At 46.2% G+C, this 1,037-nt stretch carries 2 protein-coding genes and 1 tRNA gene; 2 read left to right on the forward strand and 1 reads right to left on the reverse strand.

Annotated elements, in window-relative coordinates:
- Positions 1 to 210 (forward strand): hypothetical protein (locus tag D6694_12645; protein ID RMH38208.1); only part of this gene is annotated, 210 nt, incomplete at its 5' end.
- Between the two features lie 75 nt (positions 211 to 285).
- On the opposite strand, the gene D6694_12650 is transcribed toward D6694_12645, so the two are convergent.
- Positions 286 to 362 (reverse strand) — tRNA-Met (locus tag D6694_12650).
- A gap of 415 nt (positions 363 to 777) precedes the next feature.
- Here D6694_12650 and D6694_12655 point away from each other — a divergent pair.
- Positions 778 to 987 carry a cold-shock protein gene (locus tag D6694_12655; GenBank protein ID RMH38209.1) on the forward strand — a complete coding sequence of 70 codons (210 nt, stop codon included), beginning with the start codon at positions 778 to 780 and terminating at the stop codon, positions 985 to 987.
- The last annotated feature ends 50 nt before the right edge of the window (positions 988 to 1,037 follow it).

The following is a 1,037-nucleotide window of genomic DNA, read 5'->3' on the forward strand; positions in this document are numbered from 1 at the left end:
AGTCTAGTCATGTTTGCGATGCAGCAGGCGGTACTGATGGTCTTGTTGCCGAATAACGAATTCAGTATGCGTCACATTGATGTGGCACAGGGATTTGAATATCTTTTGTACGGTTTAAGCTTTTGGGATTTTATGGTGTGGCTGCTTGCGCTTGCGCTCACGCATGTGATGGTGTTGTGGCGGACCCAGGACGCGAGTTTAAAAAATTGAACCGCCTATCTACTTGACAACATGAGGCAAGACAACAAAAAAGCCACCATAGTTTGGCGGCTTTGTGGTTCCATTTGGTGGCTATGGGTGGACTTGAACCACCGACCCCAGCATTATGAGTGCTGTGCTCTAACCAGCTGAGCTACATAGCCAAATTGGCTGCTGAACGACAGCGGCGCGTATTGTCCGGATTTTAGCTTCACGTGTCAAGATTTTTGAAATGCTCAATGGACATCTTGAACCCCATTCTATTGATACCATAGTCAGGTGATTCCAATTCTGATTTGTCGGGCTTCCAGCCTTTTGAACTAGGCTTAAGGCAGTGGTCACGTCGGCTAAACAGAAAGGTGGATGTGTATTCGGAAGACAAATCGAATATATTTTTCGAAAACGTTTGACTATTCTGCGAGATCGGTCATACTTGAAGGGCTTAACAGTTGTCGAGTTATCCCCCGGTAGTCCTTGCAGTACTCCTCGGTTGGTTAGATATCCCGCAGCACGGTAAGCAGTACCATGTCGGTGATGCCGACATAGATTGTTTAATTGTTTTTTTAAGGTAGAAAGATTATGTCAGACAAGACTGTCGGAACTGTCAAGTGGTTCAACGAAGCAAAAGGTTTTGGTTTTATTGAACAGGAAAATGGTCCGGACGTATTTGCGCACTTTAGCAATATCGTTGGGAGCGGTTTCCGTACGCTCGTAGAAGGGCAACGCGTAGAATTTACCATTGCGCAAGGCCCGAAAGGCTTACAGGCGGAGAACATTACCGTTCTTTAAGTGTGGCCTTCTGCAAAAATAAAACGCCCGGCTAGCCGGGCGTTTTTGAT

It is taken from the genome of Gammaproteobacteria bacterium, assembly GCA_003696665.1.
GTDB lineage: Bacteria > Pseudomonadota > Gammaproteobacteria > Enterobacterales.